This window comes from Methylocystis parvus OBBP (genome assembly GCF_027571405.1).
In the GTDB taxonomy this organism is placed as follows: domain Bacteria; phylum Pseudomonadota; class Alphaproteobacteria; order Rhizobiales; family Beijerinckiaceae; genus Methylocystis; species Methylocystis parva.
Genome location: NZ_CP092968.1, coordinates 2651868 through 2673093, shown reverse-complemented (window position 1 = coordinate 2673093; position 21226 = coordinate 2651868). Strand labels below are relative to the sequence as shown.

14 protein-coding genes and 2 riboswitches are annotated in these 21226 nt (G+C 65.0%); of the genes, 1 reads left to right on the top strand and 13 read right to left on the bottom strand.

The features are described from left to right. Positions 1-7: 7 nt before the first annotated feature. The 6 genes from MMG94_RS12980 to glgB all read right to left on the bottom strand — a co-directional run bounded on the left by MMG94_RS12980 (position 8) and on the right by glgB (position 11918). Positions 8-1366: a S41 family peptidase gene (locus MMG94_RS12980; protein WP_016920106.1), complete on the bottom strand. Its 1359-nt coding sequence runs from the start codon at positions 1364-1366 to the stop codon at positions 8-10. Continuing rightward, positions 1363-2760, bottom strand: coding sequence for a murein hydrolase activator EnvC family protein (locus MMG94_RS12975; RefSeq protein WP_244415347.1), 1398 nt, complete (start codon positions 2758-2760; stop codon positions 1363-1365). The genes MMG94_RS12980 and MMG94_RS12975 overlap by 4 nt, the downstream gene beginning before the upstream one ends. Positions 2761-2787: 27 nt before the next feature. Beyond that, positions 2788-6891 carry a glycogen debranching protein GlgX gene (gene glgX / locus MMG94_RS12970; RefSeq protein WP_016920104.1) on the bottom strand — a complete coding sequence of 1368 codons (4104 nt, stop codon included), beginning with the start codon at positions 6889-6891 and terminating at the stop codon, positions 2788-2790. A 72-nt stretch (positions 6892-6963) separates the two neighbouring features. After that, positions 6964-8415 carry a glycogen synthase GlgA gene (gene glgA, locus MMG94_RS12965; RefSeq protein WP_016920103.1) on the bottom strand — a complete coding sequence of 484 codons (1452 nt, stop codon included), beginning with the start codon at positions 8413-8415 and terminating at the stop codon, positions 6964-6966. After that, positions 8412-9674: a glucose-1-phosphate adenylyltransferase gene (gene glgC, locus MMG94_RS12960; protein ID WP_016920102.1), complete on the bottom strand. Its 1263-nt coding sequence runs from the start codon at positions 9672-9674 to the stop codon at positions 8412-8414. The genes glgA and glgC overlap by 4 nt, the downstream gene beginning before the upstream one ends. A 36-nt stretch (positions 9675-9710) precedes the next feature. Further along, a complete protein-coding gene (gene glgB, locus MMG94_RS12955; RefSeq protein WP_026016270.1) occupies positions 9711-11918 on the bottom strand; it encodes a 1,4-alpha-glucan branching protein GlgB in 2208 nt (735 codons plus the stop codon). 195 nt (positions 11919-12113) lie between these two features. Next, positions 12114-12176: riboswitch (Fluoride riboswitch) on the top strand. Between the two features lie 71 nt (positions 12177-12247). Between glgB and MMG94_RS12950 the strand changes: the two genes are divergently transcribed. Beyond that, a complete protein-coding gene (locus tag MMG94_RS12950) occupies positions 12248-13834 on the top strand; it encodes an MFS transporter (protein ID WP_051001123.1) in 1587 nt (528 codons plus the stop codon). Positions 13835-13899: 65 nt separating this feature from the next. Here MMG94_RS12950 and MMG94_RS12945 read toward each other — a convergent pair whose 3' ends face one another. The 7 genes from MMG94_RS12945 to MMG94_RS12915 form a co-directional block, all read right to left on the bottom strand. Next, a complete protein-coding gene (locus MMG94_RS12945; protein ID WP_016920099.1) occupies positions 13900-15123 on the bottom strand; it encodes a cation:proton antiporter in 1224 nt (407 codons plus the stop codon). A gap of 131 nt (positions 15124-15254) precedes the next feature. Next, a riboswitch (Fluoride riboswitch) is annotated at positions 15255-15317 on the bottom strand. Positions 15318-15435: 118 nt separating this feature from the next. Continuing rightward, on the bottom strand, positions 15436-15879 hold the full coding sequence (locus MMG94_RS12940) for an FKBP-type peptidyl-prolyl cis-trans isomerase (protein WP_016920098.1): 444 nt from the start codon (positions 15877-15879) through the stop codon (positions 15436-15438). A gap of 28 nt (positions 15880-15907) precedes the next feature. After that, positions 15908-16906, bottom strand: coding sequence for an adenosine kinase (locus MMG94_RS12935; RefSeq protein ID WP_026016268.1), 999 nt, complete (start codon positions 16904-16906; stop codon positions 15908-15910). A gap of 102 nt (positions 16907-17008) precedes the next feature. Then, positions 17009-17854 carry an outer membrane protein gene (locus MMG94_RS12930; protein WP_016920096.1) on the bottom strand — a complete coding sequence of 282 codons (846 nt, stop codon included), beginning with the start codon at positions 17852-17854 and terminating at the stop codon, positions 17009-17011. A 235-nt stretch (positions 17855-18089) separates the two neighbouring features. Beyond that, positions 18090-18620: a hypothetical protein gene (locus MMG94_RS12925; protein WP_016920094.1), complete on the bottom strand. Its 531-nt coding sequence runs from the start codon at positions 18618-18620 to the stop codon at positions 18090-18092. A gap of 187 nt (positions 18621-18807) precedes the next feature. After that, positions 18808-20223 (bottom strand): glycosyltransferase family 4 protein, encoded by a 1416-nt coding sequence (locus tag MMG94_RS12920; protein WP_244415345.1) that lies wholly within the window; start codon positions 20221-20223, stop codon positions 18808-18810. After that, positions 20220-21203: an NAD-dependent epimerase/dehydratase family protein gene (locus MMG94_RS12915; protein WP_016920092.1), complete on the bottom strand. Its 984-nt coding sequence runs from the start codon at positions 21201-21203 to the stop codon at positions 20220-20222. The genes MMG94_RS12920 and MMG94_RS12915 overlap by 4 nt, the downstream gene beginning before the upstream one ends. Between the last annotated feature and the right edge of the window lie 23 nt (positions 21204-21226).

Genomic DNA, 21226 nt, shown 5'->3' with positions numbered 1-21226 from the left:
CCTTCAATCAATTGGCCTTGGTCGGGGCCTTTGTCGAGTCCTTGGCGACTTCCTTGGTCTGCTCGGCCATGATCTGCGCCTTGGACTTGCCGTGCAGCAGCTCCACCGCGGCGACCAGCTGCTTGTCCTTCTTCTCATCCGGCGGAACGTAGGCCTGCGAGCCGCTCTTCTCGTCCTCGCCATTCTTGAGATGGCCCTTGAGCGAAGCCTCGCCCTTGGTGTCGTCCTTGCCCTTCAGCTCGTCCGGCACGTCCTGCAGGATGATCATGTCGGGATCGATGCCCTTGGCCTGGATCGAGCGGCCCGACGGCGTGTAGTAGCGCGCCGTGGTGAGCCGCAGCGCGCCGCTGGAGCCGCCGAGCGGGATGATGGTCTGCACCGAGCCCTTGCCGAAGGAGCGCGTGCCGATCAGGGTCGCGCGCTTGTGGTCCTGCAATGCGCCGGCGACGATCTCGGAGGCCGAGGCCGAGCCGCCATTGATCAGCACCACGACCGGCTTGCCCTTGGAGAGATCGCCGGGACGGGCGTTGTAGCGCTGCGTCTCGTCGGCGTTGCGGCCGCGCGTCGAGACGATCTCGCCCTTGTCGATGAAGGCGTTGACCACCTGGATCGACTGGTCGAGCAGGCCGCCCGGATTGTTGCGCAGGTCGATGATGTAGCCCTTGAACTTGTCGGCGGGAATTTCCTGCTGGAACTTCGCCATGGCGTTGCGCAGGCCGTCCGCCGTCTCTTCGTTGAACTGGGAGATGCGGACATAGCCGATGTCGTCTTCCTGCTTGCGCGAACGCACCGACTTGATGTGGATCTCGGCGCGGGTCAGCTTGACTTCGACCTTGTCCTTGTCCTTGCCGCGATAGATGGTGAGCTTGACGGGCGTGTTGATCTGACCGCGCATCTTGTCGACGGCCTGATTGAGCGTCATGCCCTGCACGCTCTCGTCGTCGATGGCCCCGATGAGGTCGCCCGACATGATGCCCGCGCGCGAAGCCGGCGTCTCGTCAATGGGGGTGACGACCTTCACGAGGCCGTCCTCCTGCGTCACCTCTATGCCCAGACCGCCGAATTTGCCTTCGGTCTGGGTCCGCATGTCCTTGAAGCCCTTGGCGTCCAGATAGCTCGAATGCGGATCGAGCGAAGTGAGCATGCCGTTGATGGCGTTCTCGACGAGCTTCTGCTCGTCGGGCTTCTCGACATAGTCGGCGCGGACCTTGTCGAACACGTCGCCGAAGAGGCTCAGGAATTTGTAGGTGTCGGCGGTTGCTGCCGCCGCCGGCGTGCCGATCAGCGCGCGGGCCTGCTGGCCGAGCGTCGCGCATCCGGCGCCGATGGCGATACCGGTAGCAAGTAGAGCAGTTTTGCGAATCATCCGCCGACCTTCCGACTGTCTGACTTCGCCCACCATGGGCTCGAGTCGATCGAAGTTCCATCCTTGCGGAACTCGACATATAAAATGGGTTGTTTCGCGCCGATCGCGATGGTCGCCGCCGTCTGAGCGGCTCCGTCTCCCATGCTGGCCACCGGCTCGCCCGCCAGGACAAATTGCCCGACGTTCACATTCACGCGACTCATGCCGGCCAGGACCACATAATAGCCGTCGCCGGCGTTAATGATCAAGAGTTGGCCGTAAGTGCGGTAAGGTCCTGAAAACGCGACCCATCCATCGCTCGGCGAGACCACGACGCCGTTTTCCCGCGCGCCGAGGAAATAGGCCTTCTCCTTGCCGCCGAAGCCGTCCGGCGCGCCGAAACGCTTGAGAACGGGGCCGGAAACCGGAAAATTCAATTTGCCCTTGAGATCGGCGAAGGAGACGGCCGGCGCAAGGCGCGCGGCGTCCCTGAAGGGCGCCGCGAGGGCTTTGCGACGCTGTTCTTCGGAGAGCTTCGCCTGGGCCGCGGCGCGCTCCTCGTCGGCCTTGCGCGCGCTTTCCGCGGCTTTACGGGCGGCCTCGCTCTCGGCCTCCATGCGCGTGATGAGCTCTTTGAGGCTGGTCGCCTGCCGCGCAAGCTTGGCGGCGCGTTCGCTCTCGGTCTCGAGCGCCGACTGGGCGGCGGTCATCGCCTCCTGCCGCATGGCGATCAGGCTCGAGAGCTTCTCGCGCTGTTCGGCGAGCGCCTTCATTTCCTGCGCCAGACGGTCCCGCTCGTGGCGCGCGCTCTCGCGCAGATGCACAAGTTCGATCAGATCGCTTTGCAGCGCCTGCGCCTCGGCGCGCATTTGCGGCAGCACGTCGCCAAGGGCGAGCGAGGCCCGCAGCGCGTCGAGAATATCCTGCGGGCGCGCCAGCAGCGCGGGCGGCGGGCGCCGGCCCATGCGCTGCAGCGCCATCAGGACCTGCCCGATCGCTTCGCGGCGGGTGTCGAGCGAATTGATGATCTTCTTCTCGTCGCCGGAAAGTTTCGCGATCCGTTCTTCGATCTGAGCGGCGTGCTCCTCGGTCTCCTGGAGCCGGCTCGTCGCTTCGATCAGCGTCTTGTTGAGGTTTTCGCGAATGGCCGCATGGGCGGCGACCTCTTGGGAAAGCTGTTTGGCGCGCTCCTTCGACTCCCCAATAATGTCTTCGACGCCGCGCAGTTCGAGGCGCTTCAGGTTGAGGTCGGCGGCGTCCGGCTTTTCCTCCGCGCGCGCCGCGAGCGCCGTCGCAAAAGCGGCGGTCGCGAGCGCGGCGATGGCGCGGCCGCGCCTGACGTCCTCTCGCAATCCCTCGCTTGCTTGCCGCATGCGCTGCTTCACAGAACCTCTGATCGCCATACGGCGTGTCATGGATGCGCCAAACTATGCCGCCGCAATCTAGACTAGAATGCGGCGGAGGCCCTCGATAATAGCCGCGGCGCGAGGCGTTTCGAAAAGTCTTTCCGTGGAATGTCGGAGTTTTCTGCGCCAGTTCGGCCGCTCCCGGTCGGTGCCGGGAAGGTTGACGGCGACGCTCTCGCCGGCGAGATCGTCGAGCTGCGCCATTGCGAGAATGGAGGGCGCGCGCGCCGCGAACCGGTGCAGCGCCGTGGCGAGCGCGTCATCGAATGGGCGCTCTTCCGTAACGTCCTCCACGAGGCCCTCGGAACGTAGCGCGTCGAGAAGCGCGCGCTTGTCGCTCCTGCGCGCCGCGCGTTCGGCGTTTGCGGCCTCCGGCGCGAGGAGAGCGAGGCTTTCCTTTTCGTCGATATCGGCGCCCCGCCACCAGCCTTCGAGCGTCGGAAGATCATGGGTCGAGACGCAGGCCATCGCCTTTTCGGGATAGTCTCGCGGCGGAATGAACCCCGCGCCCGCGCGCTCGAACCAGACGACGCGATAGCTGAGCACGTTCGAGGCTTCGAGCCTTTCGCGAAATCCCCAGGGCAGGGTGCCGAGATCTTCGCCGACGACCATGCATTTCGCGCGCGCGCTTTCGAGGGCGAGCTGCGCGAGCTGTGCGTCGAGCGGATAGGAAAGATAGGCGCCTGCGCGCGCCTTCTCGCCCTCCGGCGCCAGAAAGAGCCGCGCGAGACCCATGACGTGATCGATGCGCAGCGCCCCGGCGTGCCGCATATTGGCGCGGACGAGGTCGGCGAAATCGGCGCCTCCGTCATTTTCAATGGAGAGCGGATCGAGCGCCGGGAGCCCCCAGCTCTGACCGTCGCGGCTGAAAGGATCGGGCGGCGCGCCGATCGAGAAACCGTCGATGAGCCGCGCCGCCTTGCTCCAGCTTTCGGCCCCGTCCGGCGCCGCGCCGACGGCGAGATCGCGGCAAATGCCGAGCGCAAGACCGCTCTCTCGCGCCGCCCGCGCCGCTTGCGCGAATTGTCGATCCGCGACCCATTGCACGAAGCGATGGAAACGCAGGCGCGGCGCATGTTCATCCGCAAACGTCGCGAGCGCATGCGGGTCGGCGTCGCGCAAAGGCTGCGGCCACTCCCGCCAGTTCTTAGCCACGCGCGTTTCGCCGATCGCTTCGAAAAGCGCGAAGCGCGTCAGCGCCTCGCCGCCCTCGGCGGCAAATTGCGCGAAATCGACGACAGGCGCGGCGTCCGGCCTTTGCTGCGCCAAAGCGTCGAAACGGCCGAAAGCGGTTTCGAGCGCCTGCTGTTTGAGCCCGTGAGTCGCAGGATAATCGACGGCGTCGAGAGCGGAGAGCGCCCGCGCCGTCGCCGCGTCGAAGTCATTCCCGAAAAGATCCGCGAGATCGATATAGAGCGCGTCGAGAAAGCGGCGGTCGGAAGGGTAATAGGGGCTCGCGCGCGAGCGGTCGTTCGGGAACAGGGCGTGCAACGGATTGATCGCGAGGAGCGCGGCGCCCGCCTCTCCGCTCTTTCTCGCGAGAAGCGCGAGCGTCGAAAAATCGCCCATGCCCTGGTCGCCCGCGCGTTTGAGCGAATAAAGTTGCGCGGAAAATCCGAAGCGGCGTCCGTCATCCGGAAGATGACATTGCGCGGGCGCGACGATGAGACGGGAAATCGTATCGTCTCTCTCCCCGCGCAACGCATAGCGCCCGGCCGGAAGCGGCGGCAACCGCGCGCGATAGCCATCATTCTCTCGCCCGTCGACTCCGCGCCATCGCAGCGGAGCGAGCGCCGAAAGCGAGATCGCTTCTTCGCGTCCGCCTTCATGCGTCAGGAAGAGCCGCGTCGGCGCGTCTCCCCTCGTCGCGGCGAGACGCAGATGGCCCGCTTCGTTTTCCCGCGCGATCGCGTATTGAGGCAAGGCGCGGCGGTCTCGGATTTCCGCAAGACGCGAAAGGCTGTCGCGCGCGTCGCCGCGCAGTTGCGCGGGAAGCCCGAGACTCGCGAGAAGCCGCAAAAGCGTGTCGCGCGGAACGTCATGCATACGGCCGTCGACGTCGCTCCATCGCGTCTCGATCCCGGCGGCCTTTGAGAGTTGCGCAAGCAGGGCGTCGTCGGTCGGCGTGGAGCTGCGAGCGGACGCCTGCTTTTCTTCGACAAGGAGCAGGACCGAGCGCGGAGCGACGGCGACGTCCTCGCTCTCGCCCGGCTCCGCGCTGTCGAAGGCTCTGCGCCATGAATAGCCGTCACGCGCGGGCGGCGGCGTCACGTCGAGCGGCGAGGCGCCGCGATGAAAAACGATCAGGCTGCGGTCGCCTTCCGCGTAAAGCGCCGCGACCAACGCATCGGCGTCGGCGCGCCGCCAATCCTCCTCGCACATCGGCGCGCCGGACGCCGTCAGCCATTGCACGTCCGGGATCAGGGCGTCGTCATGCGCGGCGCCGTCGAGAAAGCGATCGTCCCGCAACGATGGATGCGCTTTTCTCAGCGCGAGAAGCGTCGCCGTCGTCCCGATCAGAACGCGGTCGGCCTTGGACCAGTCGAGCCAGCTCGACTCATTGTCTTGCGCATAGGCGTTGTTATTGCCCTTTTGCGTCGCTCCAAGTTCAGCGCCCATGGCGAGCATCGGCGTTCCGCGCGACAGCAGCAGCGTCGCAAGAAGATTGCGTTGGTCGCGCATGCGCGCCGCGTCGATCGCCGGATCGTCGCATGCGCCCTCGGCGCCGTTGCTCCAGGAGAGATTATCGTTCGTTCCGTCGCGATTCTCCTCGCCATTCGCGTCATTATGCTTGCGTGCATAAGAGACGAGGTCGCGCAGCGTGAAGCCGTCATGAGCGACGACGAAATTCACGCTACGCGAGGGGCGGCGGCGCGCGAAAAAATCCTGCGAACCCGCGACGCGCGTCGCAAGCTCCGAGACCCCCGCATGGTCGCCGCGCCAGAAGCGACGCGCGCAATCGCGATAGCGGTCGTTCCACTCGGCGAAGGGCGCGGGGAAACGGCCGAGCTGATAGCCGCCGGGGCCGATGTCCCAAGGCTCGGCGATGAGCTTCAATTCGCGCAGGACCGGGTCCTGCGTCAGCGCGGCGAGGAAAGGCGCGTTGGCGTCGTATCGGGATGGCGAACGGGCGAGCGTCGTCGCAAGGTCGAAGCGGAAGCCGTCGACGCCGCCATAGATCGCCCATATGCGCAGCGCATCCATGGCGAGCCGTACGACCGGCGCGCGGTCGAATGCGAGAATGTTCCCGCAGCCTGCATCATTCACATAGCGCGCGCGATCATCCCTCAGCCGGTAGTAGGTCGCATTATCGAGCCCGCGCATCGAGAGCGTCGGGCCCAATTCGTCGCTCTCTCCCGTATGGTTGAAGACGACGTCTATGATGATCTCGAGGCCCGCCGCGTGAAGCGTTGCGACCGCCTCGCGCAGTTCGCTCCAACCGCCGGGCGCGAGGCGCGGATCGGGCGCCATCATGGCGATGGGATTGTAGCCCCAGTAATTGGAGAGCCCGAGCGGCGGCAGATGGCGCTCGTCGATCCAGGCGGCGCAGGGCAGGAGCTCCAGCGTGGTGACGCCCAGATTTTTCAGATGCGCGATCGAGGCTTCATGAGCGAGGCCGGCGAATGTCCCGCGCAGATTACGCGGAACATCGGGATGCGTCGCGGTGAAACCCTTGACGTGCATCTCATAGATGACGGTCTCGCCCCATGCGTGGCGCGGCCGAGCCGTCGCCGCCGGTCGCGGCCGCGTCATCACGCATTTTGCGAGATGAGGCGCGCTGTCCTGCGTCGCGGTCTCGCCATAGGCGAACATGCTTGCGTGCAAGGACAGTGGACGGTCGAGCGCGAGCGCGTAAGGATCGATGAGAAGCTTCGCGTCGTTGAAACGCTGGCCGTCATGCGGCGCGTTCGGGCCATAGGCGCGAAGGCCGTAAAGCTGGCCTTCCTTCAGCCCTTCGACGCGGCCATGAAAAACGTCGCCGCTTCGCGCCGGGAGACGAAGGCGTCTTGTCTCGACGCCGTCCCCGTCGAAAAGGCAGAGATGAATTTCTTCCGCATGCGCGGAGAAGACGGCGATATTGGCGCCCGTCTCGTCGAGCGTGACGCCGAGAGGTTCGGGGGCGCCGTCGCTAATGCGCATCGGGCGCCAGCCTTCCCCCCTCCCGCCTGCGGGAAAAAGGGGACAAGGCGTCCCACGTCGCTGATCGTCGCCTCAGCCCCGCGCCGCGACCGCCTCGCGATAGAGCGCCGCGTAGCGTTGCGCGGGATGGCGCCAGGAGACGTCGGTTTTCATGCCGTTGATCTGCAACTTGCGCCACGTCTCTTTATCCTTGAAAAAATGCTCTGCCTGACGCAGCGCTCCGGCCAGCGCTTCGGCCGTCGGCGGCGAGAATTGCACGCCCGTCGCCACGCCGGCCTGCGCCGCCATCTCATTCGCGTCGATGATCGTATCCTTCAGGCCGCCGACGCGCGAGACGATCGGCACGGCGCCGTAGCGCAAGGCGTAGAGCTGCGTGAGGCCGCAGGGTTCGAAGCGCGAGGGCGCGAGGAAGGCGTCTGCGCCCGCCTGAATGAGATGCGCCAAATCCTCACTATAGCCGATACGGACCGAAACGCGGCCGGGATAGGCTTCCTGCGCGGCGAGGAAGCCTTCCTCGAGATGTTTGTCGCCGGCGCCGATAAGAGCGAGCTGCACATGGCGCGTCATGAGTGAGGGAAGATTGGCGAGCAGCATGTCATGGCCCTTTTGCCAGGACAGGCGGCTGACGACGCCAAGAAGAAAGGCTTCCGCATCGGGCTCCAATTGGAAGCGTTTCTGCAAGGCGGCGCGGTTTTTCGCGCGCGTCTTCAATTTCGTTACGTCGTAGGTCGCGGGGATACGTTTGTCCGTCGCGGGGTTCCAGACATCCTGATCGACGCCGTTGAGGATGCCGCTCACGACATCGGCCCGCGCGCGCAACAGGCCATCGAGACCCATGCCGAATTCCGGCGTCTCGATTTCCAGCGCATAGCTTGGCGAAACAGTGGTGATGCGGTCGCAAAGCTGCAGGCCGGCTTTCAGAAAGCCGATCGCGCCGTAATATTCCACGCCGTCCATGACGAATGATTCCGGCGGCAGCCGCAAGGCGCGCAGCAATTCCTTCGCATATTGTCCCTGAAAGGCGATGTTGTGGATCGTGACGATCGTCGCCGGGCGAGGCCCGCCGCTGTAATGCAGATAAGCGGGCGCGAGCGCCGCCTGCCAATCATGGGCGTGCAGCGCGTCCGGCGCGAAGCCGGGGATCGCGCCTTGCGCGATTTCGGCGCCCGCCCAGGCGAGCGCCGCGAAGCGGAAGGCGTTGTCCGGATAGTCGACGCCATTTTCGTCGGCGTAAGGACCGCCTTCCCGCGCATAGAGATGCGGCGCGACGAGCGCATAGACGATCGCGCCGTCGAAGCTGCCTTCATGCACCCATGCGGGGCCGCCAAAGAGATCGTCGTAGGAGAGAACCGTCTCGCCATCGCCGAGCGCGTCGAGAACTTCCGGATAGGCGGGAATGAGCGTGCGCGTTTCGACGCCCTCATGCGCGAGCGCCGACGGCAACGCGCCGACGACATCCGCGAGGCCGCCCGTCTTCACAAGCGGGCTCATTTCGGAAGCGACGGCGAGAACGCGCAGGCTCATGAAGTGAGCCTGTCGATCATCGGCTGCGTGATGAGGCAGACGCCCTGTTCGCTGCGGCGGAAGCGCTGCGCGTCGAGCTCCGGGTCTTCCCCGACGACGAGGCCCTGCGGAATGCGCACGCCGCGATCGACGACGACATTGGTGAGCCGCGCCGATCGGCCGACATCCACGTAAGGAAGGACGACTGCGTTTTCGACCGTCGCGTAGGAATTCACGCGCACGCCCGTAAAGAGCAGCGAACGCCGGAGCGTCGAACCGGACACGATGCAGCCGCCGGAGACCAGCGACGACAAAGCCTGTCCGCGCCGGCCGACCTGATCGTGCACGAATTTGGCGGGCGGCGTGATTTCGGCATAGGTCCAGATCGGCCAGTTGCGATCGTAAAGATCAAGCTGCGGCACGAAATCGGTGAGGTCGATATTCGCCGCCCAATAGGCGTCGACGGTTCCCACGTCGCGCCAATAGGCATGCTGCTCGCTCGCCGAACGCACGCAGGAGCGCGAGAAGTGATGCGCGACCGCTTTGCCGTGATTCACGATAAAGGGAATGAGGTCCTTGCCGAAATCATGCGTGGAATTCGGATCGTCGGCGTCGCGGCGCAATTGGTCGTAGAGGAATTTCGCCTCGAAGACATAGATTCCCATGCTGACCAGCGCGCGGTCGGGATGGCCGGGCATGGCGGGCGGATCGGCGGGCTTCTCGATGAAGGAGATGATGCGGTCGTCATGATCGACATGCATCACGCCGAAGCCGGAGGCTTCCGCCCGCGGGACTTCCAGACAGCCGATGGTGACGTCGGCGCCTTGCTCCACATGCTGTTGCAGCATGTGTTCGTAATCCATCTTGTAAATGTGGTCGCCGGCGAGGAGCACGATGTATTTGGGGTCGTAGCTCTCGACGATGTCGAGGTTCTGATAGACCGCGTCGGCCGTGCCGAGATACCAATGGTCTTCGGAGACGCGCTGGCTCGCGGGCAGAATGTCGAAGCTTTCGTTGCGCTCGGTGCGAAAGAAGCTCCAGCCGCGCTGCAAGTGGCGAATGAGGCTGTGCGCCTTGTATTGCGTCGCGACGCAGATGCGGCGAATGCCGGAGTTCAGCGCATTTGAAAGCGCAAAGTCGATGATGCGCGACTTGCCGCCGAAATAGACCGCGGGCTTGGCGCGCCGGTCGGTTAACTCCATCAGCCGGGAGCCTCTGCCGCCGGCGAGAACATAGGCCATGGCGTAGCGCGCGAGCGGCGCATTGTCATAGGCGGCCATTATTCACATCCTGTCCGCAGAAGATGCGATTCGCAGTCATTGTAGACCATCGTTTTCGAATTCGAAGAACAAAGTGGCGAGCGGCGGGACTTGAATCTCCACGCAGGCGGGAAAGCCGGCGAAGCCTTCGGCGCGGGCATGGATCGCGCCGAGATTTCCCTGCCCCGACCCGCCATAGATTTCGGCGTCGGAATTGAGCAGCTCGCGCCAGCGCCCGGCGCGCGGCAGGCCGAGCCGGTAATGAGGCCTCGGCACGGGCGTGAAGTTGGAGACGACGAGGACAGGCCTGGCGCGGTCCGGGCCATAACGCAAAAAGGCGAAGACGGAACTTTCCGCGTCGTCCACCACGATCCACTCGAAACCTTCCGTTTCGCAATCGCGCGCGTAAAGCGCCTCGTGGTCGCGATAGAGACGGTTGAGGTCGCGCAGGAAATCGCGCAGGCCGCGATGGAAAGCCTGATCCAGCAGGCGCCAATCGAGTTCCCGCGCGTAATTCCATTCGCTTGTCTGGCCGAACTCCTGCCCCATGAAAAGCAGCTTCTTGCCGGGATGCCCCCACATGAAGCCGTAATAGGCGCGCGCGCCGGCGAAGCGTCGCCATTCGTCGCCGGGCATTTTCGATATGATCGAGCCTTTGCCGTGCACGACTTCGTCATGCGAGAGCGGCAGCACGAAATTTTCGGCGAAGGCGTAGAGAAGGCCGAAAGTCAGCTCGTTGTGGCGCCATTTGCGATAGACGGGATCGGACGACATGTAGCGCAGCGTGTCGTTCATCCAGCCCATATTCCATTTGAAGCCGAAGCCGAGTCCGCCCGCATGGGTCGGTCGCGTCACGCCGGCCCAGGAGGTCGATTCCTCCGCGATCGTCACGACGCCGGGGAAGAGTCCGTAAACAAGTTCGTTGAATCTTTGAAGGAAGCGCACGGCGTCGCGATTGTCGTTGGAGCCGTCGGGGTTGGGCGCCCATTCGCCTTCCTTGCGCGAATAATCGAGATAGAGCATGGAAGCGACAGCGTCGACGCGCAGCCCGTCAATGTGAAAGCGGTCGAGCCAATAAAGGGCGCTGGCGATGAGGAAGTTCGAAACCTCGCGCCGGCCGTAATCATAGATCGCCGTGTTCCAGTCGGGATGGAAGCCGCGGCGCGGATCGGGATGTTCATAGAGCGGGCCGCCGTCGAACCGCGCCAGGCCGTGTTCGTCAGTTGGGAAATGCGCCGGAACCCAGTCGAGAATCACGCCCAGGCCCGCCTGATGGGCGCGGTCGATAAAGCGCTTGAAGCCTTGCGCGTCGCCATGTCTGCGCGTCGGAGCGAAGAGGCCGATGGGCTGGTAGCCCCATGAAGCGTCGAGCGGATGCTCGTTGACGGGCAGAAGTTCGATATGGGTGAAGCCGAGATCGGCGACGTAAGGCACGAGCTGGTCGGCGAGCTCGTCATAGGTGAGAAAGCGCCAGCCCTCCGCCTTGCGCCAGGAGGGCAGGTGAACTTCGTAAATCGACATGGGCGCGCGGCGCGGATCGAATTTGACGCGCTCCCGCATGTGAACGCTGTCGCCCCATTTAAAGGGCGCGTCCGATGCGACCACCGAAGCCGTGCTGGGACGCAATTCCGCTTCGAAGCCCAACGGGTCGGCCTTCAGCGGCAGGAGGTTTCCGCGGCGGCCGATCACCTCGAATTTGTATACCGCGCCAGCGCCGACGCCGGGAATGAAGATTTCCCAGACGCCGCTGTCGACGCGCTTGCGCATTTGCGCGCGGCGGCCGTCCCATTCATTGAAGTCGCCGACGACGGAGACGCGGCGGGCGTTGGGCGCCCAGACCGCGAAATTCACGCCCTCGACGCCCTCATGCGTCACGATATGGGCGCCGAGCCTTTCATAGAGTTTCTGATGCGCGCCCTCGACGAGGAGATGATCGTCCATCGCGCCGAGAAAGGGCGGGAAGGCGTAAGGATCGGCGAAGCGCCATCGCGCCGCGCCATTCGTCGCCGCGAGACGATAGGGCGCACGGCCTTCGAGCGGCGTCAATCCTTCGAAAAAGCCCTCGGCGCGCACGCGCTGGAGCGACGCGATCCGCTCGCCCCCGGGCGTCTCCGCGACCACCGTTTCGGCGCCCGGCGCGAAAGCTCGGATCACGATTCCCTGCGGCGTTTCGTGCGGGCCGAGCACGGAGAACGGATCGCCATGACGGGCCGCGACGATCGCCGCGATTTCGTCCGGATGGGCCCGCCAATTCGGTATGGTCATAAAGAGCCGATGGTCCGTGTCTTTAAAGGCGCGGGGAGGGCGCCATTCGCCGAAGCAAGGGCGACGCCGCATCGCCTTGCGCGTGATGATGGCCTGTCCGGACCCTTCCGAAAAGCCCTTCCTTGCGGCCACATCGCCGCATCTCCCCAAAAGTCGCGCCCTTGGTTGACAAGCCCCCGCGTCTTTCGGCTAAACTCCGGATCAGGCGATGGGGTTCGCCTTGTAACCGCCCTCAGGGCCGATGACTCCTGCATGCGACTACGCGACCGGAGTCCGTCTTGCCAAAGCTGTTTTCCGAAAATAAGCGGCGCCTTCGCGAATCGGGGGACGTGGCGGCGACCGAACGATTGACCGGCTGGCGCTTCCTCCTGCTCCAGGCCGCGCTCGCCCTCGCCAACGTCATCGCCCTCTCCAACGTGCCCGGCTACACCGTGCTCGTGCCCTATGCGGCCGGGAGTCTGCAGGGCGTCAATCCGAGCTTCGGCACCTGGGGCACGACCGACCATATGATGGGCATCGTGCTCGGCCTGCCTTTCGCGCGCTGGCTCTCCGGGCGCTATGGCGAGCGGCGGGTCTATGTCGCCGCCTTCATATTCTACGCGTTCTTTTCGCTCGCCTGCGCCTGGAGCCAGACGATCTGGTTCTTCGTGCCGATGCGGTTCCTGCTCGGCCTTGCCGGCGGCGTCATCCTGCCGCTCGGCCAGGCGCTGGCGCTGAGCGAAATAGACGAAAAACGCCGCAGCTTCGGCGTCGCCTGGTGGGCGGTGCTCAGCATGGCGCCTTTCACGCTCGGCGTATTCATGGGCGGCTTCTGGGCCGAATATGTCGATTGGCGGATGCTGTTCTATTCAAACATCATCCTCGGACTGCCCATCGCCGGGGTCGTCGCCGCGCTGCTTTACGGGCGGCCCTTCAAGCGACGCGTCACGCGATTCGACACGGTCGGCTTTGTCCTGATCTCGGTCACGCTGGTCGGCGTGCAGACGATCCTCAATCAGGGCAATGATTTCGACTGGTTCGGCTCGCCTGTTCTGACCTTCGTTCTCGTCGTGGTGCTGATCGCTTTCCCCGCTTTCGTGATCTGGGAACTGGGCGAGCGCCACCCGGTGCTGGACATCCGCCTCTTCCGCCACCGCAATTACGCGGTCGCGACCTTCTGCTCGCTCCTCGGCTTTCTGGTCATACAGGGAACGTTGTCGGTCTTCATCGGGCAATTGCAGACCCTGCTCGGCTATACCTCTTCTCTTGCCGGCGTCGTCTATCTCATAATGGCCATTCTCGCGGCGCCGCTTGTCTCCATCGTGCATCTGCTCGTGAAGCAGATGGATCTGCGCTATTTCGCGAGCCTGAATTTCATCGGCTTCGCCGTCACGCTCGCCTGGCTGGGCCAATATGACAAGCTCGCGTCCTTCGACGCGATCACGACGCCGATGCTGTTCTTCGGCTTCTTTCTCGGGACATTCTTCGCGCCGCCTGCGGCCATCGCGGTTCAGGGTCTCGCCGGCCAGCAGCTCATCCGCGCGGCGGAGGAGCTCGCAATGCTGCGCACGGCCTTCGGCGCCTATGGCATCACCTGGCAGGCCGTGGTGCAGTTTCGTCGCACGCCCGTGCATCAGCTCGACATGGCGGATCATTTCGGCGGGAGGTCCTATCCGTCTCTCGACGTGATGGGGCAGCTCTCCAGCAAGCTGCAGGATCTCGGCATGAGCGAAAGCGTCGCGCGCGCGCAGATGGCGCGGCTGATGCGTCAGCAGGCCATGTTGCTGGGCCTCGACGACGCTTTCTATTTTGGGGCCGGGGTCTTCGTCCTGCTCGCAATCGTGGTGTGGTTCGCAAAGCCGGCGCCGCCGAAAAAGCCGGAGCCGAAGCCGACGCTCGTGGAGCTCGAGGCCGAAGAGCTGATGGAGCAGCCTTGATGCCTTTCGTCGAATAGCGAGCGTGTGAAGCCGCTTCGCGCCTCCCAGTGGGGGGCGCGAGCCCGTCAGGAACGCACGTCGCTCGTCTCCAGCGCCTTCTCGACCTCGCTCGCATGGGCCTGCGGCGTCTCCTGCTCGTCTTTCGGCAGAAGATGGCGCGGCAGGAAATATTTGTTGGCGATCAGCGTCGGGATCACCGCCGTGCCGATGATCGCGGCGACGAGCGTCGAATATTGCGACTGGTCGATAATGCCGTTGGAAAGGCCGAAAAGCGCGGCGATCGTGCCGAAGGTCAGGCCAGACGCCATCAGCAGGGTCGTATACGCCGCGTCTTTGTGCGGGGAGTCGAAGCTGCGCGCGACGGGATAGACGCTTGCGACCTTGCTCGCAATTTCAGCGAGGAGAAAGACGATGACCCCGAGCGGCGCGGCGAGCACCGCCGGCAGCGAGACGAAATAGCCCGCGCGGATAAAGTAGAAGGGCGTGAGCAGGCCAATCGTGATGGTGCGCAGACGGCGGATGAGCGCGGCGTCGCGCCCGACGCTTCCGGCGAGCGCCATGCCGATGAGATAAGCGGGCAGAACCGCCTCGCTCCCCGCCCAGGTCGCAAGAGCCCCGAGGCCCAGCAGAGAAAACAGCAGGAACTTCGCTTCGAATTCCGAAGGACGGCCGCCAAAGCGCGCGAAGGCGAGCGGCGTGATTTTGGGAAGATAGACGAAGGCCGCGCCGAGCGCGGCGGCGAAGAGCAGCGTTTTCCATGTGAAGGGCGCGAAGACGAGGCCGAGCGTCACCACCGTGCCGAGATCGGTGATGAAGCAGGCGGCGAGAATCGTCTTGCCATATTCCGTGCGGTTGAAGCCATATTCCATCATCACCGTGTAAACGACGGCGACGGAGGTCGCTGCGAGCGCGATGCCGGCGAGCAGCGCCGGGGAAGATTCCCAGCCCAGCAGATAATGAGCCGCCGCCCAGCAGACGACGGAAGGAAGGAGGAAGCTGGCGCTGCCGATCGCGGCGGCTTCCTTCCATTTGCGTTGGAAGACGTTCGGATCGAGTTCGGCGCCCGCGAGGAAAGTGAGGAGAATGGCCCCGATTCCCGCAAGGGTTTTCACCCAGGGCGCCTGAACGTCGAAAATCCAGGCGTAGCCCACAAGGCCGAGCGCGGCTTGCGCGACGAGGCCGACAAGGATCTCGACGAGCGCCGTCGAGAGGCGATAGCGATTGGCGAGAAAGCTGGCGACGAGCGCGAGGCCGAAGACCAGCGCCGTTTGCGCCCAGATCGAGGTCATTGTCCGGCCCTCCGCGCGAAGGCTGCCCGGAGCCGGCAGGCCGCCCGCCCGGTTGCAAATGCGCGAGACGCCAGCCTCAACGTCGTTTTTTCAAAGGAAAAGGTAATCATGCAGACTCCCGCCGTGCAGAGACACAAGCAGGAGTCATCAGCCCCAAGGGCGGTTACATGGCGAACCCCATCGCCATCCACATCTAAGCAAGCGGAAACGACGCCTGTCAATGGCCGTCGCAAGGCCCGTTCGGAATTGACGACGTGACGGGCGGGGACTCTCCCCGCCCACGGCGCGCTCGCGAACGACAAGTTTCGGCGATTATTTCACCCCGAGCAGTTCGACGTCGAAGATCAGCGTCGAATTCGCCGGGATCGGCCCCATATTGCGCGCGCCATAGCCCAGATCCGGCGGAATGATCAGCGTGCGCTTGCCGCCGACCTTCATGGTCTCGACGCCTTCGTCCCAGCCCTTGATCACCTGGCCCATGCCGAGCGGGAATTCGAAGGGCTCGCCGCGGTCCTTGGAACTGTCGAACTTCTTGCCCTTGGCCCCGTTCACATAGAGCCAGCCGGTGTAATGGACCTTGACCGTCTGGCCGACCTTCGGCGACTCGCCCGCGCCGGTCTTTACGTCGGTATATTTCAGGCCGCTTGCCGTCAGCGTCGTCTCGCCCGTCTCGGCGCGCAGAGGCGCGGGAGCGAGCGCGACGCCCGCCGAAACGGCGAGAATCGCGGCGAAAAGCGTCTTCGAGATGTTGCGCATGCCGTTTCCTCCGATGGATTTTTATCGTTCAGGCCAGAATGCCGTTGTCGCGGGCGAGCTGCAGCAGGTCCTTTTGCGGGCGCGCGCCGACATGCGAGATGATCTCCGCCGCGGCGAGCGCGCCGAGGGCGGCGCTCTTTTCATGCGGCAGACCCTTGGTGTAGCCGGTCAGGAAGCCCGCGGCGAAGAGGTCGCCGGCGCCGGTCGTGTCGACGACCGCCTCCACCGGAAAGGCGGGGGCGGAAATCAGCGCCTCGCCGTTCGCGACGATGCAACCCTTCTCCGAACGCGTCACGACGCCGAGAAGGTTCTTCTCCGCGCGCAGCGCCGCGACGGCCGTATCCCAGTCGGCGGTCTCATAGAGCGCGTGCAGTTCGCTCTCATTGGCGAACAGGATGTCGACGACGCCGTCGCGGATCAGCGATAGAAATTCGGCGCGATAGCGGCCGACGCAGAAGCTGTCGGAGAGGGTCAGAGCGACCTTGCGGCCGTTGGCGTGGGCGACCTTGGCGGCGCGCAGAAAGGCCTGCTTGGCGCCCGGCGGGTCCCACAGATAGCCTTCCATATAGAGAACCTTGGACGCTGCGACCTGCTCCTCGTCTATGTCGTCGGGCCGCAGCGCCTGGCAGGCGCCGAGAAACGTGTTCATCGTGCGCTGGCCGTCGGGCGTGACGAAGATCAGGCAGCGCGCTGTGGCGGCGCCGTCATCGGCGGCGGGCGTGTTGAAGACGACGCCGGCCTTGCGAATATCATGCGTGAATTCCCGTCCGCCCCCGTCGTCTTTCACCTTGCCGACGAAACCGGCCTTGGCGCCGAGTCCGGCGACGCCCGCCATTGTGTTGGCGGCCGAGCCGCCGGAGATGACCGTGGTCGGCCCCATCAGCTCGTAGAGCTCGTCGGCGCGCGCCTCGTCCACGAGCGCCATGGAGCCTTTGACGAGGGCGGCGGCGACGAGGACGTCGTCCTCGGCGCGGGAAATCGTGTCGACGATGGCGTTGCCAATGCCGAGAACATCGAGAGAAGTCATGAAGCGATCCGGGGCTTGCGCAAGGCGCGAAAAGCAAAACCGGCCGGGCCCCGAGGGCTCGGCCGGCTCGCTGTTTAACATCGCCGGGCGAGCGCGCCTAGATCAGTCGATCATGTAGCGGAAGCCCATGCGAACGGATTGCTGGATCAAATTCGTCGTGATCGGCTGGTTGTAGCGATTGATGCCGCTGATCGAGCCGAGATTGGCCCAGCGATAGCCGACGTCGATCTTCCAGTGATTGTCGATGTCGTAGGAGACGCCGCCCATGAAGGCGTAGGCCAGCCGCAGGGACGTGCTTTCATATTTCGTGTCCCAATTGGCCATGTAGGTCGCGCCGTTGCGCGGATCCGTATAGGTGACGCCCGCATAGGGCACGCCATTATACATGTACCAGTTGTTGGCGGCGCGTTGGTAGAGGACGTTGACGCCGACGCCGGCGCCGACATAGGGCGTGATGCCCCACCAATTGCCGAGGTCAAGATAGGCGTTGGCCATATTGAGCATGGATTCGGTGCGGTTGCGAATCCAGGGCGAACAGGCCGAAGGGATGCTGCTGACGCCGGTGGGCTGTGTGGCGTCCAAGTAGAGGCCGATCTCGCAGGGCAGGATGATGTCGGTTCGCACGCCGCTCTTCGCGTAGAGGTTCAGATATTCGACGGTGACGTCGCCACGCAGCCAGTTGTTGAACTTGTAACCGCCGCCGAGGCCGATCGACCAGTTGTTTGGGAACCTGTTCGCGAGCGCGACGCCGTTGAGGTCCGTCGGATGAGTCTCCGCAATGCCGAAATCGCCGCGCAGATACCAGTTGGAGCCCCATTCGACCGGGCCTTCCTCGACCGGTGGCGGTTCGATGGCGGGGAAGTCCGCTGCTTGCGTCGCGGGCGCGAAGAGCGCGCCAAAGAGCGCTGTGACGATCGTCGCGCGAGCGCGCAAATTGAAGCGAACCATTGCATTCTTCCTTGGCTCTGGCGCCGGCCGGGCGCGAAGGCGCGGCGCGGGAATGAAGGAAGAATGAGGGATTATACTTAATGCGCGCTTAATCTGCCGGCATGGTTTCCGTTTTCTTTCAAATGCGCGCTGGGAAAAGCAGTGTTCGGGCGAAGGCGATTGCGGCGCAAAAGGAAAAGGCGCCCGTCGCGGAGGCGGGCGCCTTTGCAGTTTTCGTCAATCGGCGGGCCGGTTTCTAGAATTTGATGGCCGAGAGCACCACTTCGATCGCAAGGACGTAAAGCGCCGACGTCACGAAGGCCGGAATCGGCCGCAGCGACACATGCCGCAGCAGAAAGGCGTACATGAAGGCGAGCCAGACGATGATCGGAAAGAGCAGGAAGCGGGCGAGGCGATCGGTCGGCAGGGGCGGCGGCAGAGCGATTCCGACAATGATGTGCAGGACGATATAGGCCAGCGCGCCGGCGGCGCCCATGATCGCCATCGCCGAGAGCGTTTTGACGAATTTCTGCTCCTGCTTCAGGAAGCGCAGCAGATAGAAGGTCGCGGCGTAGAGCACGGCTGCGCTGGCGACGCCGTAGAAAATGCTGACAGGCAGCGATTTGTTGAACCATTGCGCGCCCGCCTGGAGCACGACATAGGCGCCGAGCGCCCCTTTCATCAGCTCCTGCGATTCGGGAAGCGAGAGCTGCGACGCCTCCAGATTCAGCATCTTGAGCAAAGTCTTGGGCGTCTCGTCGGTGACGAATGGAATATTGAGCGCCATGAACGTTCGATCCCCCTTCGGCGGCGCCTTTAGCCGGGCCGCGTTATAAGCGAAAAGCCGCGCTTCCTCGGGGATATGCCAGCGCCCCAGGCCGCGCGACCGATTGCCGCTTCTCTAGCATGCTTGGCGCGTCCCGGAAACAAGCGGCTGCGCGGCCGGTTTGCCGCCGCGCGGGGGGGGGGGGGGGTCACGGCAGGCGCGTCAGCCAATCCTCGCGGGCCACGACCTCGACGATTCGCCGCGCGGCCTGCGCCCATGAGACGCCGAGCGCGCAGGACGGGTCGACGGCCGCTTCGTCCTGCAGGAACGAGCGGATCGCTTCGGCGAGCGCCCCGGCGTCATTGACCCGGAAATAGATCGCGCCGTCGCGGCCGACCTCGCGGAAGACCGGCAGGTCGCTGCAAATCGCCGGGCGCGCGCGCATCGCCGCCTCGACGATGGGAAGCCCGAATCCTTCCGCATAAGAGGGCAGGATCAGCGCCCGCGCGGCGTCGTAGAGATAGGAAAGCTCCCCATCCTCCACATCGTCGAACCAGAAGAGCCGCGCCCCGAATTGCGGATGGGCGCGGATCGCGGCGACGAGCGCCTCTTCGAACCAGCCGCGCCGCCCGACGATGACGAAGCGCGCATCGCTTCCCGCCGCCCAGAGCGTGTCGAAAGCGTCGAGCGCGACGCGATGGCCCTTGCGCGGTTCGATCGTCCCGACCATCAGAAAGACGGGCGCGCCGCCCGCGACCGCCGCCGCGATTTTCCCGCGCGGCGTTTGCGTCGCGGGCACGGCGAGATCGGCGCCGCACTGGAACCAGCCGATCTTCAGCCCCGGCCGATGCGGCAGGCCGCTCGCGGCGACGTAATCGGCAAGCTCCTCCGCCACGGTGCGGGAAATCGCCAGAAAGGCGTCGCTTTCGAGCAGCGCCTTGCGCAGCCAGGCGCGATAGCGCGGCACGGTGACTTCATGGCAGGCGTGCGGATAGAGCTCCGGAATGAGATCGAATATGCAGGTGAGGATCTCGCCGCCTTCCGCGCGAATGCGGGCGAAGACCGGCGCCAGCTCTTCAAAGGCGTTCCAGCTGTCGGAGAGCATCAGGAAACGGTCGCCCGGCTCAATGGCGACTTTGGCGTCCGGACCGCCTGGCGCCCCGCCGAGCGCGGCGACGAAGGCGTTCGCGGCGTAGAGCTCGCCTTGCTCGCAACGCACGGCCAGGACCGGGAGGTCAAGGGTGCCGCCCGCATGACAGGCGCGCGCCACCTCTTTCACGACGCGCTGTATGCCCGTGCCGGCGTCGCGCTTCGCCGTGCCCGTCACGTCGATGAGCAGGCGTTTCGCCGGCAGCGGCGAGACCGCTCGATGGGCCGGCTCGCTCGCGGCGGGGGACGCGGTCTCCGCCGCAAGCGGCCGGAATCGCGCCGCGACCGCCGCGCCGGCGTCTGCAAGGCGCTGCTCGAAAGGCCTCAGAAAATTGTAGATCCGGCCCGAGACGGAATAGATCAGCCGGTATCGCTCATGGGTCAGATGCAAAAGCTCGGCGCGCAGATGATCGAGCTGGAATTCGAGCAGACGGATGCGTTCGGCATCCTTCGACGACGCGTCGTCGTCGTTCATGCCTGGCCGCTCGCGACTGCCGCGCGCCATTCGTCGAGCAGCGCGCCGAGCATGTCCCTCGCGGAAAAACGCGGCCTCCACCCGGTCGCCTTGCGCAGCTTCGTCGCGTCGCAGGCGACGCTGGCGATGTCCGTCCCGGAAGGGCGCAGCAATTTCGGATCGACCTCGACCTCGAAGGGAACGCGCGCGAGCGCCCGCATCTCCTCGAGGAGCGAGGCGATCGTGCGGGCCTCGCCCGAGCCAATATTGAAGATTGAAACGCGCTCGGGCAGGTCGCGCGCCCGGGCGATCAGCCGCATATAGGCGTCGACCACGTCGCGCACGTCGAGAAAGTCGCGCGCCTTGGAAAGGTCGCCGACCTTCATGCGCGGCTCCGCTTCGCCCGCCTCGATCGCGGCGATCTGAGCGGCGAAGGAGGCGAGAACGAAATTGCGGCTTCTCTGGCCGGGGCCGGAATGATTGACCGGCCGCGCCACGATCAGCCGCGCCTCCTCGCCGATCACGTCGCCGAGCGCGCTTTCGGCCGCGACCTTGGAACGGCTGTAGACGTCCATCGGCCTGACCGCCGCCTCCTCGGTGAGCGCGCCGTCGCGAAAACTCGCGCCATAGGCGGCGGCGGTGGAGGAGAAGAGGACGACGGCCTGCGGCGCATGGCGGGCGAGGGCGGCGCCGAGCGAAAAGGCGCCGTGGAAATTGACGCGCCACGTCGTTTCCGCCGCCTTGGCGGCCTGGCCGATCGAGGCCTGGCCGGCGAGATGCACGACGAGATCGGGCCGCAATTCGGCGACGATCCTCTCGATTGCGACCTCATCCAGAAGGTCGCCGGCGACGGGCGTAAAGGCCGGGTTTGCGCCTGTTTCCCCGGGCCGCAGCAGGATGGCGCGTCGAGCGTCCGGATAGGCGGCCGCGAGCGCCGCCGCGACATGAGAGCCCACAAAGCCCGCGCCGCCCGTCAGGAAGATCCGCTCATAGGCCGCCATCGTCGCGCCTTTTCGCGTTTAGA